Source organism: Mesorhizobium ciceri biovar biserrulae WSM1271, from assembly GCF_000185905.1.
GTDB lineage: Bacteria > Pseudomonadota > Alphaproteobacteria > Rhizobiales > Rhizobiaceae > Mesorhizobium > Mesorhizobium ciceri.
Genome location: NC_014923.1, coordinates 3589998 through 3603689, shown reverse-complemented (window position 1 = coordinate 3603689; position 13692 = coordinate 3589998). Strand labels below are relative to the sequence as shown.

General features: G+C 63.2%; 13 protein-coding genes. 4 read left to right on the top strand and 9 right to left on the bottom strand.

Going from position 1 to position 13692, the window contains the following annotated elements:
- The first annotated feature begins 27 nt into the window (after positions 1–27).
- Positions 28–1224 (top strand): CmlA/FloR family chloramphenicol efflux MFS transporter, encoded by a 1197-nt coding sequence (gene cml / locus MESCI_RS17375; protein ID WP_013531251.1) that lies wholly within the window; start codon positions 28–30, stop codon positions 1222–1224.
- 49 nt (positions 1225–1273) lie between these two features.
- On the opposite strand, the gene MESCI_RS17370 is transcribed toward cml, so the two are convergent.
- Positions 1274–2167 carry a LysR family transcriptional regulator gene (locus MESCI_RS17370; RefSeq protein ID WP_013531250.1) on the bottom strand — a complete coding sequence of 298 codons (894 nt, stop codon included), beginning with the start codon at positions 2165–2167 and terminating at the stop codon, positions 1274–1276.
- A 128-nt stretch (positions 2168–2295) separates the two neighbouring features.
- On the opposite strand from MESCI_RS17370, the gene MESCI_RS17365 reads away from it, so the two are divergent.
- On the top strand, positions 2296–3750 hold the full coding sequence (locus MESCI_RS17365) for an MFS transporter (protein ID WP_013531249.1): 1455 nt from the start codon (positions 2296–2298) through the stop codon (positions 3748–3750).
- Between the two features lie 37 nt (positions 3751–3787).
- Here the strand turns inward: MESCI_RS17365 and MESCI_RS17360 are convergent, their stop codons facing one another.
- From MESCI_RS17360 to MESCI_RS17350, 3 genes are all read right to left on the bottom strand, one after another.
- Positions 3788–4285 carry a MaoC family dehydratase gene (locus MESCI_RS17360; protein WP_013531248.1) on the bottom strand — a complete coding sequence of 166 codons (498 nt, stop codon included), beginning with the start codon at positions 4283–4285 and terminating at the stop codon, positions 3788–3790.
- 190 nt (positions 4286–4475) lie between these two features.
- Complete coding sequence (locus tag MESCI_RS17355) at positions 4476–4904, bottom strand: phasin family protein (protein WP_013531247.1); 429 nt, start codon at positions 4902–4904, stop codon at positions 4476–4478.
- 111 nt (positions 4905–5015) lie between these two features.
- Entirely contained in the window at positions 5016–6311 is a 1296-nt protein-coding gene (locus tag MESCI_RS17350) for a DUF445 domain-containing protein (protein ID WP_013531246.1), read from the bottom strand.
- Between the two features lie 275 nt (positions 6312–6586).
- Between MESCI_RS17350 and rirA the strand changes: the two genes are divergently transcribed.
- Positions 6587–7051, top strand: coding sequence for an iron-responsive transcriptional regulator RirA (rirA, locus tag MESCI_RS17345; protein ID WP_013531245.1), 465 nt, complete (start codon positions 6587–6589; stop codon positions 7049–7051).
- A gap of 123 nt (positions 7052–7174) precedes the next feature.
- On the opposite strand, the gene MESCI_RS17340 is transcribed toward rirA, so the two are convergent.
- From MESCI_RS17340 to hemP, 5 genes are read right to left on the bottom strand one after another with little or no spacing between them, the layout of a single operon-like run.
- Positions 7175–7966 (bottom strand): heme ABC transporter ATP-binding protein, encoded by a 792-nt coding sequence (locus MESCI_RS17340; protein WP_013531244.1) that lies wholly within the window; start codon positions 7964–7966, stop codon positions 7175–7177.
- 6 nt (positions 7967–7972) lie between these two features.
- Positions 7973–9070 carry a FecCD family ABC transporter permease gene (locus MESCI_RS17335; RefSeq protein WP_013531243.1) on the bottom strand — a complete coding sequence of 366 codons (1098 nt, stop codon included), beginning with the start codon at positions 9068–9070 and terminating at the stop codon, positions 7973–7975.
- Positions 9071–9081: 11 nt separating this feature from the next.
- Positions 9082–9990 carry a heme/hemin ABC transporter substrate-binding protein gene (locus MESCI_RS17330; protein ID WP_013531242.1) on the bottom strand — a complete coding sequence of 303 codons (909 nt, stop codon included), beginning with the start codon at positions 9988–9990 and terminating at the stop codon, positions 9082–9084.
- Positions 9991–10001: 11 nt separating this feature from the next.
- The gene (locus tag MESCI_RS17325) at positions 10002–11063 is read right to left on the bottom strand and encodes a hemin-degrading factor (protein ID WP_013531241.1); all 1062 of its coding nucleotides are present in this window, start codon (positions 11061–11063) and stop codon (positions 10002–10004) included.
- A 23-nt stretch (positions 11064–11086) separates the two neighbouring features.
- Positions 11087–11293 (bottom strand): hemin uptake protein HemP, encoded by a 207-nt coding sequence (gene hemP / locus MESCI_RS17320; protein WP_013531240.1) that lies wholly within the window; start codon positions 11291–11293, stop codon positions 11087–11089.
- Positions 11294–11491: 198 nt separating this feature from the next.
- On the opposite strand from hemP, the gene MESCI_RS17315 reads away from it, so the two are divergent.
- Positions 11492–13690, top strand: a complete 2199-nt coding sequence (locus MESCI_RS17315) for a TonB-dependent hemoglobin/transferrin/lactoferrin family receptor (RefSeq protein ID WP_013531239.1) — start codon at positions 11492–11494, stop codon at positions 13688–13690.
- Positions 13691–13692: the final 2 nt, after the last annotated feature.

Genomic DNA, 13692 nt, shown 5'->3' with positions numbered 1-13692 from the left:
TGTAGCCATTTGAGCGGATGTTCAATCATGCCTTTTCCAAAAAACCCGACATGGACCACTTCCCTGCCAGCAGCCATGGTGCTGATGGCGCCCTTCGACATCCTGGCCTCGCTGGCCATGGACATCTACCTCCCGATTGTCCCGGCGATGCCGGGGATCCTCGAGACATCGCCTGATGTCATCCAGCTGACGCTGAGCCTCTACATGATCTGTCTTGGGCTCGGCCAAGTCGTCTTCGGCCCGATTTCCGACAGGATCGGCAGGCGCCCGGTGCTGATCGGTGGCGCGCTTTTGTTTTCAGGCGCTTCCTTTCTGCTCGCCAGCACCTCGCTGGCCGCTGTCTTCGTCGTCCTGCGCGTCGTGCAGGCCATTGGTGCGTCCGCCATTCTCGTTGCAACCTTCGCAACGGTTCGCGACGTCTATGCGCAAAGAGCCGAAAGTGCCGTCATTTACGGCCTGTTCAGCTCGATGTTGGCTTTCGTGCCGGCGTTGGGGCCGGTTGCCGGTGCGTTGATTGCCGACAATTTCGGCTGGCGGGCGATCTTCCTGACGCTCGGAGTCCTGGCCACGGCAGCTACCCTCAACGCATGGCCGAAATGGCACGAAACCCGCCCCTCGAATGGCGATACCAGGCGAATGGCGCTTCGACCCATTCTCTCCAGTCTTGCCTTCTGGACCTACACGCTTGCATTCAGTGCCGCCATGGGCGCCTTCTTCGTGTTCTTTTCGACTGCGCCACGGGTGCTCATGGATCGCGCCGGCTTTTCACAGTTCGGCTTCAGTCTAGCCTTCGCCACCGCGGCGCTGGTGATGATCGTCACCACCCGCTTCGCCAGAAGGTTCATTGCAAGCTGGGGCATCGCCGGCAGTGCCATCAGGGGCATGGCGATGCTGCTGTTCGGCGCGGCGCTATTGGCAGTGGGGCAACTGTTCGCACAGCCGTCCTTCGCGACATTTATCTTGCCGATGTGGGTCGTTGCCGTGGGTATCGTCTTCATTGTCTCAGTCACCGCAAACGGTGCACTCGAGGCGTTTGGCGATGTCGCGGGAACCGCAGTCGCACTCTACTTCTGCATCCAGAGCCTTGTCGTCGGCATCTTCGGCACGTTGTTCGTCGTCCTGCTCGGCGGAGACACGGCGTGGCCGCTGGTCGCCTACTGTTCGGTCATGGCGACGCTCACACTAAGCGCACTGAGGCATTTGCAGAAACGCCAAACCGAATAGACTGGACAGATGAGAAGCCTGGGCGGTTGGCGCAGGCTTCTCATCGTTGTCAGCGCGACGCCGCACACACCTCCCGCACACAGTCGCGCAACCAGCGTTGCGCCGGATCGGCATCGAGGCGCGGATGCCAGAGCATGGAGATAGTGACTTCCGCGGTGGCAACCGGCAGGGGAAAACTGCGCATGCCGGCGCGTGCGCCCTCGGTATGCCGCTCCGGAACGCTGGCGATCAGGTCTGATGTGCGGGCCATGGCAAGGGCTGCCGAGAAACCGGAAACCATGCACACGACGGTCCGCCGCAGCCCGAGCCGGTTCAAAGCCTCGTCGATCGGGCCTTTCTCGCGGCCACGCCGTGAAACGCTGATGTGTCGGCCTGCGGCATAGCGCTCAGGCGTCACTGCGCCCTCGGTCAAGGGATGGCCCGTTCGCACGGCGCCGATGAAGCGGTCGCGAAGCAGCGCCTGGATGCGCACCTCCGGGCCGGTCTCGCCAGCGACGCCTATGTCCAGGTCGATCGCCGCGTCGCGCAGCGACATGACGTCCCGGTCGGACTTCGGTGCAAAGCGCAGCCGCACGCCGGGCGCATCGGCCTGGATACGGGCAACGAGACGAGGTGCGAACTCTTCGACGAAGCTCTCATTGGTGCGCAGCGTGAAGACCCTGTCCAGGTTCGGGAGATCGAGCAAGGTGGCAGGGCGCAGGATCGCCTCCGCATCCTGGACGACACGGCCTACCTGCTGTCGCAGTTCTTCCGCACGCGGCGTCGCCACAAGGCCTCGACCGGCGCGAACCAGCAGCGGATCGCCCGTCGCCTGGCGCAGTCGCGCCAGCGTGCGGCTCATCGCCGAAGGGCTGAGGCGTAGGCGGCTGGCGGCGCGCGCCACGCTGCCTTCGGTCAGCAGGACGTCGAGAGCGAACAGTAAGTTGAGATCGGGTGATGTCATCGGCAGATCATGACATGATATGGCGCCAAACGCACGAATAAGATGCAAATGCTGCGCCTTCCGCCACATTCGCCAAGGAACTAGATCTCCAGCAGTTCCGGTTGTGGGACTGATGGAAGGAGATCGCCGTGGCAATCGCTGAGCAAAATCCGGACGCGCTGACATCGGCGCCACCACGGATGCAATCCGCCGGCTGGGCGTTGGCAAGCCTGTCGCTCGCCACACTGCTGTCGTCGCTGGGAACCAGCATTGCCAGCGTCGGGCTGCCGTCGCTGATGCAGAATTTCGGCGCGACGTTCCAGGCCGTGCAATGGGTTGTTCTGGCCTATCTCCTCGCCATCACCACACTGATCGTCAGCGCCGGCCGGCTGGCCGACATGTTCGGGCGCCGACCGTTGCTGCTTGGGGGCATCGCGCTGTTCACGTCCGCATCGGTGCTCTGCGGCCTGGCGCCGACACTCTGGCTGCTGATTGCCGCACGCGCCGTGCAGGGACTTGGCGCAGCGCTGATGATGGCGCTGACGCTGGCCTTCGTCGCCGAAACCGTGACCAAAGACAGAATCGGCGGCGCCATGGGCCTGCTCGGCGCCTTGTCCGCGATCGGCACGACACTTGGCCCCTCGCTCGGCGGCCTTTTGATCACCGGCTTCGGCTGGCGGGCAATCTTCCTCGTCAATGTCCCGCTGGGAGTGCTCACCTTCGTTCTTGCCTGGCGTGCCCTGCCGGCACGCAATAAAACCGCGCGGCTCGACCGAGGCACGTTCGATGTCGTGGGCACCGCCCTGCTGGCCCTGACGTTGGCCGCCTATGCGCTGGCGATGACGCTGGGCAGAGGCAATTTCGGCACGCTCAACATCGGCCTGCTGATCGCCGCCGGCACCGGCGTTTTTCTTTTCGCCGCCGCGCAGGCGAGAGTGAAAAACCCCTTGATCCGGCTTGCCAGCTTCCGCGATCTTCAGCTGAGTGCCAGTCTCGCCATGAGCCTCGTCGTCGCCACGGTGATGATGGCGACGCTGGTGGTGGCTCCGTTCTACCTGTCGCGCGGGCTCGGGCTGGATGCTGCAATGGTGGGTGCGGTGCTGTCGACCGGCCCGCTCGTCTCGACCTTGTCGGCGTTGGTCGCCGGACGCCTGACCGACCGCTTCGGCGCTCATAGGATGATGGTCGCAGGCCTGCTCAGCCTCACGACAGGCACGTTCCTGCTGTCGCTCGCCGTGACCAGATTCGGCATTGCCGGCTATGTCGTTGCGATCACCGTCACCTGCATCGGCTACGCGCTGTTCCAGACGTCGAACAATGCAGCCGTCATGACCGGCGTTGACGCGGGTCAGCGCGGCGTCGTCTCCGGTCTGCTCAACCTTTCGCGCAATCTCGGGCTCATCACCGGCGCCTCGTTGATGGGCGCTATATTCGCCGTCGCATCGGCCGAAGGGCACGAAGGCATTGGTCTTCTGAGTTCCGAGGCCGCCGCCCGGGGAATGCAGGTCACCTTTCAGACGGCGACGGTGCTGGCGCTGGCTGCGCTGTTCCTCGCACTGCTCTCGGCCCGCGCCACAGGCCGCGCAGAATCCAGGGCTTCGTGACGCGCACACCGCTCAGAGAGTAGAATTCCAAACAGGCTCAGGCACCTGCCCGCTTGCGGCGTTCATAGAGCATGACCAGCGTTTCCGCCGTCAAGGCAGGCTTTTCCTCGCCTTCGATCTCGACCGTGTTGGCCGCCTTCATCAGATACTGGCCCGGGCCCCTGTCCTCCATGGACAGCAGCGTGATGCGCAGTCTGATGCGGGCGCCGACCCTGACCGGCGCCAGGAAGCGTACTTTGTCGAAGCCATAATTGAAGGCGGCCTGCGTATTCTCGGGCACGATGCCCATGCCGAGCGCCAGCGCGCCGATGATCGACAGCGTCAGATAGCCATGCGCGATCGTCGTGCGGAACGGGCTTTGCCGCCGCGCCCTTTCAGGGTCGACATGAATCCATTGATGGTCGCCGGTGCATTCAGCGAACTGATCGATGCGGTTCTGGTCGACCGTCGTCCACTCCGACACGCCGAGTTCCAGCCCGGCCATCGTCCTCAACTGCTCGTAGGTAGGCGGCGTTTTAGGCCGTATTTCGTTCATTCCTGGTTTCCCGATCGCTTCCAGAGCCTCCGGACCACGAACTGACGGCCTCTGTCAATTCGCTCTACGCGAATCCGTTCCGTCGATCTCGGCCGCAATCGAGCCACGCCGCCGGCGCAGTCGCAGGCCAACTCGGGCTTTCCGGGCTTCAGGGCGGCCGGCAGCCATGAACCGGTCCCGGCCACATCCGCTACTTCTTCTCGTAGCCGGCGCGGATTTCCTCCATCGCCTCCTTGATGCGGGTGCGCAGGATGTCGACCGATTCGGCACCGGATTTCTTGACCAGTTCAGCCACTTCGCTGGCATTTTTCAACGCGGCCTCGAAGGACTTTCTGGCAAACTCCGTCTGTTTGGCCATCAGTTCCTGCGGATTGCCCGGCGCCCTGTAGCTTTGCGCCATATCGGTGACCTCGCGCAGCGTATCCTGCAGCATCTCGCGCTGCCGGGACAACAGCGAGGTGGCGCCGGCGGCACCGGCTCGTGCAGATTTCTCCAGCGCTTCGAGGTTCTTGCGATGATGGGCGAGGATCGCCTCGACATCGACATTCGGCACCTTCAGGTCGCGGCCGAACCTGCCGAACATGTCCATGAAGGAATCGGATTCCGGTTGTTTTGCCATGCTTGCTTGCTCCCCTTTGCCGCGGATGCGGGCACCCTCGGATGGAGAATAACACTCGCGTGCCGTGAGTCCATTCGGACGCGGAGGAATGAGCGCCAGTCTGGCCGCGCATCAATTCACGAGGAACAGCCGCTCGGCCACATAGAGCACGACACCGGCGAGGCCGCCGATGATCATGCCGTTGAAGCGGATGTACTGCAGGTCCCGGCCGATGTTCATCTCGATCAGCCGCGTCAGTTGCGCGAGGTCCCAGCGTTTGACCTGGTCGGCGATGAATGTCGACACGCCGGCCTTCTGGCTCTCCACGAACGACGCCAGCGCCACCACGAACCCCTGGTTCATGTCGGCCCGGATCTGCGCATCGCCGGCAAGATGCCGGCCGACCTCGACGAACATGTTGGCGAGGTGCGCACGGATGACCGAATTCGGCGCCTTGGCATCCTGCTCGATGAACTGGCTGAGGCTTGCCCACATGTCGCCGGCCAATCCCTTGACCTCCGGCCGGCCCAGGAAGTCGCGCTTCAGCTTTTCGGCCCGTTTGGCGTATTGTTTCGATGTCCTCAGCTTATCGATGAAGCCTTGGGCGAAGCCGTCGAATTCGGCGCGCATCGGGTGGTCGGGATCGGCCCTCACTTCGTCGAGCAGCGAGCCCGCCGAGGCGACGATCTTCTTCAGGAGATAGGCGTCGGCGCGGAACAGGTTGAACAGCGACGGCAGTTCCTCGCGGATTTTTTCGCGCATCGTTGCCAGCGCTTTTTCGTCATTGAGGAACCGCCCGATCACCTTGGTGAATTCGTCGAACAATTTCTGATGGCGGCGATCATCGGTAAGCGCCGAGAGCAGTTCGGCGGCCAGCGGCGCCAGCGGCACCTTTTCGATCTGTTCGAGCATGCGGCTGGTGACGAAGCCGCGCAGGCCGGATTGCTCTATCGCCGCAAGCGTCTGCGGCACCAGCCGCACGATGAAGCGCGACAGGCCGGCGGCGCGCTCCGTATCGGCCAGCCAATCGGCGACGAGTGCCGAGAAATCGACCTCGGCAAGCTTTTCACGCACCGGTTCGGGCGCCAGGAAGTTGACCTCGATGAAGCGGCCGAGATTGTCGGCGATGCGGTTCTGGTTCTCGGGGATAATGGCGGTGTGCGGGATCGGCAGCCCCAGCGGCCTTCGAAACAGCGCCACCACCGCGTACCAGTCGGCGAGGCCGCCGATGGTCGCCGCCTCGGCAAAGGCAGCGACGAAGCCGAGCCACGCATGGATGTGCTCGAACGATTTGGCGAGCGCAAACACCAGTACGCAAAGCGCCAGCGCGGCCGCCGCGAGGAATTTCGTTCGCCGCAACGCGGAAAGCTTGGCATCCGCTTCGGCATCGAAACGGACCGGCGTCAAGGGCGAAGCCGATTGTGACATGGGTGAGCCGCTCCTCGTCGATCTCAGCCTATCTAGTGTTCCGACGGCCGAATACCCGCGACAGCCGGTTTCGCCCGGCATCTTGCCCGGCTGCGCACACAAAGTTGAGGAGAAAATTCATCTATCGCGCCAAGCTAGTCTGGAATTATTCCAAGGTATAGGCCATATTCCGCCTTGGCCAATGTGGCGAATCCGGAATTTCGGGTCAAAGCCGCATCAGCAAAATTTCCAGATCTGGCGTGGGTTGCACCGCCCCAGTGCCTTGTGAGGACAATATGCGGCTTACGCGCCAGACCAACTATGCCATGCGCATCTTGATGTATTGCGCGGCAAATGACGACCGATTGAGCCGTATTCCTGAGATCGCGGCCGCCTATTCGGTGTCGGAGCTTTTCCTGTTCAAGATCCTGCAGCCGCTGGTCGAGCACGGCCTCGTCCAGACCGTGCGTGGCAGGAATGGCGGCGTCAAGCTTGGCCGGGCGGCCGAAGCCATCAGCCTGTTCGATGTCGTGCGCGTGACGGAAGAGAGCTTCGCCATGGCCGAATGCTTCGAGAACGATGCCGCCGAATGCCCGCTCGTCGACAGCTGCGCGCTGAACTCGGCGCTGCGCGAGGCCCTGAATGCGTTTTTCGCAGTGCTCGCCCGCTATACGATCGCCGATCTGGTAGCGGCGCGGCCGAATGTACGCAACCTGCTCGGCATCGACATGCTGATGGAGCGCCGCGCCCCGGCTGCCTAGCGTATTTCTCCCCGTTCTGCGGAGAGAAATGCCCGGCAGGGCAATGAGGGGCGGCGCCGACTTCGACAACTGGCGGGAGAAGCGCAGGAAACCGCCATTCGCAGGCCCGGTCTCACCTGAATATCAATAGACCGCCGACTGCGGCAGCACGAACGGCATATTGCCCGCCGGCAGCACGCCGACCTTGAGCCGGCAGTCGAACACTTTCTCGATCAGATCATCGCTCAGCACGTCCCGCGGCGATCCGGCGGCGGCCAGCCGGCCGCGATGCATGACGAAGATCCGCTCCGCATACATGGCCGTCAGATTGAGGTCATGCAGGATGGCGACCACGCCACCGCCCCTTCTGGCGAAGTCGCGGGCAATGTTCATGATGATCAGCTGGTGCTTGATGTCGAGGCTGGACACTGGTTCGTCGAGGAACAGAAAGCGCGGCTTGCCGTCGAGCACCGGCGCCCAGACCTGGCATAGCACGCGCGCCAACTGAACGCGCTGTTGCTCCCCGCCGGAAAGCTCCTGGTAGAAACGGCCGGCAAAGCCGTCGAGATCGACACGCGCCAGCGCCCGTTCCGGCAGCCGCGCATCCTCGCCCGGCAAGGCGCCCGAACGGCCGCCGACAAGACCAAGCTTGACCACTTCCCGCACGGTGAACGGGAACGACAGCATCGTCGCCTGCGGCAGCACCGCGCGATGGACGGCTGCCTCGGCCGGCTTCATCGTCGAGAGATCTCGGCCGTTGAGGGCAACGCGGCCGGTATAGGCGAGTTCGCCGGAGAGCGCTTTGAGGAAGGTCGTCTTGCCCGAACCATTGGGGCCGACGATGGCGGCGATCTCGCCGGGCCGCGCGTGGAAATCGACACCACTGACGATAGGCTTGCCGGCGATATCAACCGAAACATCCTTTGCCTCGATCATCAAGCCTCACAAATCAACCACGCCGCGCTTGCGCAGCAGGATCCAAAGGAAGAACGGCGCGCCCGCTACCGCGGTGACGATGCCTATCGGCAGTTCGGCCGGCGCAACGATGGTGCGTGCGACCGCATCGGCCAGAAGCAGCAGCGAGGCGCCGAGCAGCGCCGACGCCGGCAGCAGATAGCGATTGTCCGGACCAATCAGCAGGCGCAGCAGATGCGGCACCACGATGCCGACGAAGCCGATGCCGCCGCTGACGGCGACGGATGCGCCGACCGCGGCGGAGACGCCGACGATGGCCGTGTATTTCAGCCGCTGCACCGGAATGCCGAGATGGCCGGCGGTCGCCTCGCCAAGCGCCAGCGCGTTGAGGCCGCGTGCCAGGAACGGCATCGCCGCCAGCGCCAGGACGATGATCGGCCCTACCGACGCGATCTTCGCCCAGGTCGCACCACCGAGCGATCCGAGTTGCCAGAAGGTCAGGTCGCGCAACTGGCGATCGTCGGCCATGAAGATAAGGATGCCGGTCAGCGCCATGGCGAGCGCCGCCAGCGCGATGCCGGCGAGCAGCATTGTGGCAACCGAGGTTTGCCCCCGCCGCGTCGCGACCTGATAGAGCATCAGCGTGGTGGCGAGCCCGCCACAGAAGGCCGCCAGCGGCAGGGCAAGCGTGCCGAGCAAGGCTGTCACCGGAGCCAATATCGTCGCGCCGAGCACGATGACGGCAACCGCGCCGAGGCTGGAGCCGGCCGAGACGCCGATCAGGCCGGGGTCCGCCAGCGGATTGCGGAACAGCCCCTGCATGACCGCGCCGGAGACGGCGAGCGCCGCGCCGACCAGCATGCCGAGGATGACGCGCGGCAGGCGGATGTCATAGACGATCAGGCTGTCGCGGGCGCTCAACGCGGCGTCGTCAGGCACTGCGCCGAACAGCCGGCCCCCGATGACGTTGGCGACCGATGCGTCCGAAGCCCCCGATGTCAGCGACAGAAAAACGGCAGTCGCGAGCCCCAGGCACAGCAGAAGGATGACGATGCGGGCGCGGCCCGACCGGTCGCCTTCGGATACGCTTGCCATCACCGGGCCGGCGATCGATTGATCGACCATGATCTGCCTGCTCAGTCCGTGACCTGCCCGCCATAAAGCGAGACAGCGAGGTCGTGGATGGCATCAGCCGTGCGCGGCCCGAAGCCGAGCAGATAGGCGCCGTCGATGCGGATCAGCTTGTGCGCCGTTCCGGCCGGCGTGGAGGCGATCGACGGATTGCCGAACAGTTCGTCGTCCGAAACCGGAGGCCCGGCATTGCTCATCATCAGGATCACGTCCGGCCGGGCGGTTATGATCGCCTCGTCGGACATCTGCTTGTAGCCGGAAAAGCCCTCGACCGCGTTGACGCCGCCGGCCAGCTTGACCATGCCGTCGGCGGCGGTCTCGCTGCCGGCCGCCAGAATCTTGCCACCCTGTATCGACAGCACGAACAGGATGCGCTTGCGCTCCTTGATCGAAGCCGTCTGCTTCTCGGCGGCCGTGAGCTTGGCATCGAGCTCCTTGGCCAGCACCTCGGCCTTGGCGTCGACGCCGAGCGCCTTGCCGACGATGCGGACCTTCTCCAGAATGCCTTCGTGGCTGTAGTGCTCGGGCACCTCGATGAACGGCACGCTCGTCTTCTTCAAGACATCGACTGCTTCCTTGGGGCCGCTGCCATGCAGCGCCAGGATGCCGGTCGGGTCGACCGACAGCACACCTTCCGGCGACAGCGCGCGCATATAGCCGACATCGGGCAGCTCAAGCGCCGCCTTTGGGAACCGGCTGGTGGAATCGCGTGCCACCAGATGCTTTTCCTGGCCGAGAGCATAGACGATCTCGGTGATCGAGCCGCCAATGGCCACGATCTTTGAAGGATCGGCAAACACGGCCGTGCCATCCGCGGCGCTGGCGGGTTGCAGTGCGATAGCAGCCATGGAGAGACCGATCACCGGCCCCAAAATAAATTCGCGCACAGCCGACAATCTTGGGAAAACACTCATAGCATTTTTTCTCAGGCTGCGGTCGGGTTTGGGATGCGCGGCAGGTTTTCCGCCAGGAAGCGCCAGTCGTCCCGCTCGCTTTCGCCTTCATGACGCTTGCCGAAGAACTGGATGATCATCTTGCCGTCGGCGTCATAGACCTCGAGCGAGGTGACATGACCGTCCTTGGTCGGCTTGCGCACGGCCCAGACCTCGTGGATGTGGTCGGTGCGCAGATGCAGGTGGAAGGTTTCGTCCAGCACGTTGATCCATGGTCCCATCGGCTTGATCGACTTGATCGGACCGGAATGGATCTGGATGCAGCCGCGGTTTCCCACAAAGCACATGATCGGCATCTCGCCCTCCGCGGCATGATGAAACATGGCCCGGACCGCCTCATTGTCGAGCTGCCAGGCATAGTCCTGCCCAACCAGGCGCACCGCCTGCCGGCGGCTTAGTTTCAGCGTCTTCAGCATACCAAAGAACTGGTGCACGTCGGTCAGCCGGCTCCAGCGGTCACGCAGATCGTCGAGATTGGCGGCCGCTTCGTCGCCATGGATCTCGTCATCGGGGAGTGGCCCCGAGATGTCGACCGTCGGTTCCTGGTTGGACGATTCGAGCGCGGCGACCAGCTTCTGATAGGCATAGAGGCTGGAGGCCGGCCGCAGATGCACCTTGTGCACGGCCTCGCCTGCCGCATCGAAGAACTGGAGGCTGCGGCGGATTTCGTCGCCGTCGCGCTTCTCGACGGCAAAGCCGTGCGCCCAGACCTTCGGGAAGATGCGCAAGTCGATGTTTTCGCCAAGCACCATGGCATTGTGGGTGCCGGTGACGACCTTGTCATAGACGCCGATCTTCTCGTGCACCGCGCTTTCATTGCGGGTCAGCGCCATGACCTCGCCGACGGCCTCGAGGCCGGTCAGAAGATCGTTGACGCGCGGCTCGATGCGGACGACGCCGTCGCCGCAATGCGCCGCGATCAGTTCGGCTTCCGAAATGCCGAGATGGGCAGCCAGATCACGCTCGCGCGTCTTCGGATTGTCTGTCCGTGCCCGCCGGATTTCATGCGGGGCGGATTTTACGCGCTGATCCATGTCTCGGTCCCTGTTGCCTTGTCTTACTTGTTGAGAATGAGCTTGCCCTGGCGGGTGATCTTCAGCCGGTAGAGTGCACCGTGATGCTCGATGCCTATCTCGTGCTCGCCCTGGAACAGGGTGTTGCTGGAAAGGGTTCGTACCGCCAGCGGAACCCGGTCGAAACGGGGGGAGGCATCGTCGGGACGGCGGACGCGATAGCGAAAATCGTTGGGATTGTGGGTGTTCATCTGGATCGATCCCTTTCCTGTGCCGGGCGTCTGGCTAGGCGTTGCGTAATCCGATTCATTTCTTGACTTGAATACTCATGTTTACTAGTCAGTGCAATACCGGATTAAATGAGTCAACATTTAAGACGCCGGCGACGATCAAAAATGCCAGCCAGCCCCGGGCCAGCCAGCATCAAACCTGGACTTTGGAGTTGGGGCATGGGGTTTGTGACTTGGGAATGGCGCGGCCGGTCGGCGGCGAACGGCGCGGCGGCATTGCTGGCAAGTGTGGCGGCGATTGCCTTATCGGGGCAACTGGCCAACGCCCAGCAGGCGGCGCAGCCGACAGATCAAACGAAGAAGGCTGAAGAGGAAAAGGCAGCACCAGCGGGAGCAACGCTGCTCGACAAGATCCTCGTCATCAGCCGCACCGGCGAGACGGCGATCGAATCGCTGGCATCGGCCAGCCATGTCGGCCAGGAACAGCTCGACCGCCGCATGGCGACGACGCCCAATGAGGTGCTGCTCGGCGTGCCCGGTGTCGCGGCGCAGGCCGACGCCAGGCGCGTCAGCACCAGCATCAACATCCGCGGCCTGCAGGATTTCGGTCGCGTCGCAGTCATCGTCGACGGCGCACGACAGAATTTCCAGCGCTCCGACCACGGCACGCAGTCGACCTTCTACATCGACCCCGAACTCGTCAAATCCGTGGATGTTATCCGTGGTCCTGTAGCCAACACCTACGGCTCGGGCGCCATCGGCGGCGTCGTCTTCTTCGACACCAAGGATGCCGAGGATTTCCTCAAGCCTGACGAGACATGGGCCGGTTCCGTCACGGGACGCTATGAGAGCAACGGCAAGGGCTGGACCACAAGTGCATCCGGCGCCTACCGCATTAACGAGAATTGGGACGTGCTGGGCAACATCGTCTACCGCGACTATGACGACTATAAGGATGGCGGCGGCGACACCGTCAAGGGCACAGGCTTCGACGTGCTGAGCGGACTGCTCAAGACCAGCATACGCCCGACCGACAACAGCGAACTGAAGCTCGGCTGGGTCGGCTCAAGCGATGGCTGGAACGAGATCAGCGGCGGTGCGCCGGTCAATGACGCCGACCTGAAGTCGAACACCTTCACGGCGCGCTACAACATCACGGATGAGGACAAGAGCTGGCTCGATCTCCACATCAACACCTCCTACAACAAGACCAACCTCGATCTGACCAGCCTTGTCCCGCAAAACCGCTTTGATCCGGTCACCGGCCTTCCCGTTGTCTTGCCGGCTGGCTCGACGTCGACATTCGACATCGGCACGACCAGCATCGACCTCTGGAACACATCCAGATTCGAAACCGCGGGAATCGCGCACGAGCTGACATATGGCGGCGACTGGGCCGGCGACAATGTCAAGACAGGCGGCACCGCAGGCGGCGACAGCTTCTACACGCCTTCCGGAAAGCGCAACGTCTCCGGCGCCTATGTCCAGGACAAGCTCACCTGGCAGTGGCTCGAAGTCATTGCCGGGGTGCGTTACGACAATTACAGCCTCAAGGATGACACACACGAAACGTCGGGGGACCGGTTGTCGCCGCGCATCACCGTCGGCGTCTCGCCTTTCGACAGCGCCAGCCTTGCCGGCCTGCAATTCTACGGCACCTATGCTGAAGGATACCGGTCACCCTCCCTGTCGGAAACACTGATCAGCGGTCGCCATCCGGCGGGCGTCACCTTCCCGTTCCTGCCCAACCCCAATCTGCGGCCGGAGACTGGAAAGACCGTCGAATTCGGCGTCAACTACAAGCAGAACGACATCCTCGAAGCCGGCGATGCGCTGCGCATCAAGGCAGCGTATTTCAACAATGATGTCGAAGATTACATCGATGGCGTTACCCTGTCGCGGTTTGACCCGACAGCCGGTTGCCCGAGCGGACCCGGTATCCCGATATGCTTCCAGTACCAGAATTTTGCCAAGGCCAAGATCGACGGCTTCGAACTGGAGGGCGTCTATGATGCCGGATGGGGCTATGCCGGGCTCTCGGCTTCAATCACCAATGGTCACACCATTTCCTACAAGGGTGTGGAAGCGGATCTCGCCACGATCCCATCATCCCAGGTCACCGCGCAGCTCGGCTTGCGCTTCCTCGAGGACAAGCTGACCGTCGGCGGCGAAGTGCAATACAATGGCAAGCCCAAGGGCAATCCGATCGCCGAGGACTACACGCTGGTCAATGCCTTTGCCAGCTACCAGGCAACGGACAATTTGAAGATTGATTTCCGCGCCGACAATCTGTTCGATGTCAAATACGCCAACCCGCTCAACCTGACCACGGCCGGCCAGCCGCCGCAGCCGGTTTTCGCGGCCTACGAGCCCGGCATAACGCTGAAGCTGGCGGCAACGATGCGGTTTGGAGGCTGATT

What these genes read in the sequence shown, in the direction of transcription:
- cml (WP_013531251.1), top strand. Translation starts at nt 28, where the DNA reads ATGCCTTTTCCAAAAAACCCGACATGGACCACTTCCCTGCCAGCAGCC.
- MESCI_RS17370 (WP_013531250.1), bottom strand. Translation starts at nt 2,167, where the DNA reads ATGACATCACCCGATCTCAACTTACTGTTCGCTCTCGACGTCCTGCTG.
- MESCI_RS17360 (WP_013531248.1), bottom strand. Translation starts at nt 4,285, where the DNA reads ATGAACGAAATACGGCCTAAAACGCCGCCTACCTACGAGCAGTTGAGG.
- MESCI_RS17355 (WP_013531247.1), bottom strand. Translation starts at nt 4,904, where the DNA reads ATGGCAAAACAACCGGAATCCGATTCCTTCATGGACATGTTCGGCAGG.
- MESCI_RS17350 (WP_013531246.1), bottom strand. Translation starts at nt 6,311, where the DNA reads ATGTCACAATCGGCTTCGCCCTTGACGCCGGTCCGTTTCGATGCCGAA.
- rirA (WP_013531245.1), top strand. Translation starts at nt 6,587, where the DNA reads ATGCGGCTTACGCGCCAGACCAACTATGCCATGCGCATCTTGATGTAT.
- MESCI_RS17340 (WP_013531244.1), bottom strand. Translation starts at nt 7,966, where the DNA reads ATGATCGAGGCAAAGGATGTTTCGGTTGATATCGCCGGCAAGCCTATC.
- MESCI_RS17335 (WP_013531243.1), bottom strand. Translation starts at nt 9,070, where the DNA reads ATGGTCGATCAATCGATCGCCGGCCCGGTGATGGCAAGCGTATCCGAA.
- MESCI_RS17330 (WP_013531242.1), bottom strand. Translation starts at nt 9,990, where the DNA reads ATGAGTGTTTTCCCAAGATTGTCGGCTGTGCGCGAATTTATTTTGGGG.
- MESCI_RS17325 (WP_013531241.1), bottom strand. Translation starts at nt 11,063, where the DNA reads ATGGATCAGCGCGTAAAATCCGCCCCGCATGAAATCCGGCGGGCACGG.
- hemP (WP_013531240.1), bottom strand. Translation starts at nt 11,293, where the DNA reads ATGAACACCCACAATCCCAACGATTTTCGCTATCGCGTCCGCCGTCCC.
- MESCI_RS17315 (WP_013531239.1), top strand. Translation starts at nt 11,492, where the DNA reads ATGGGGTTTGTGACTTGGGAATGGCGCGGCCGGTCGGCGGCGAACGGC.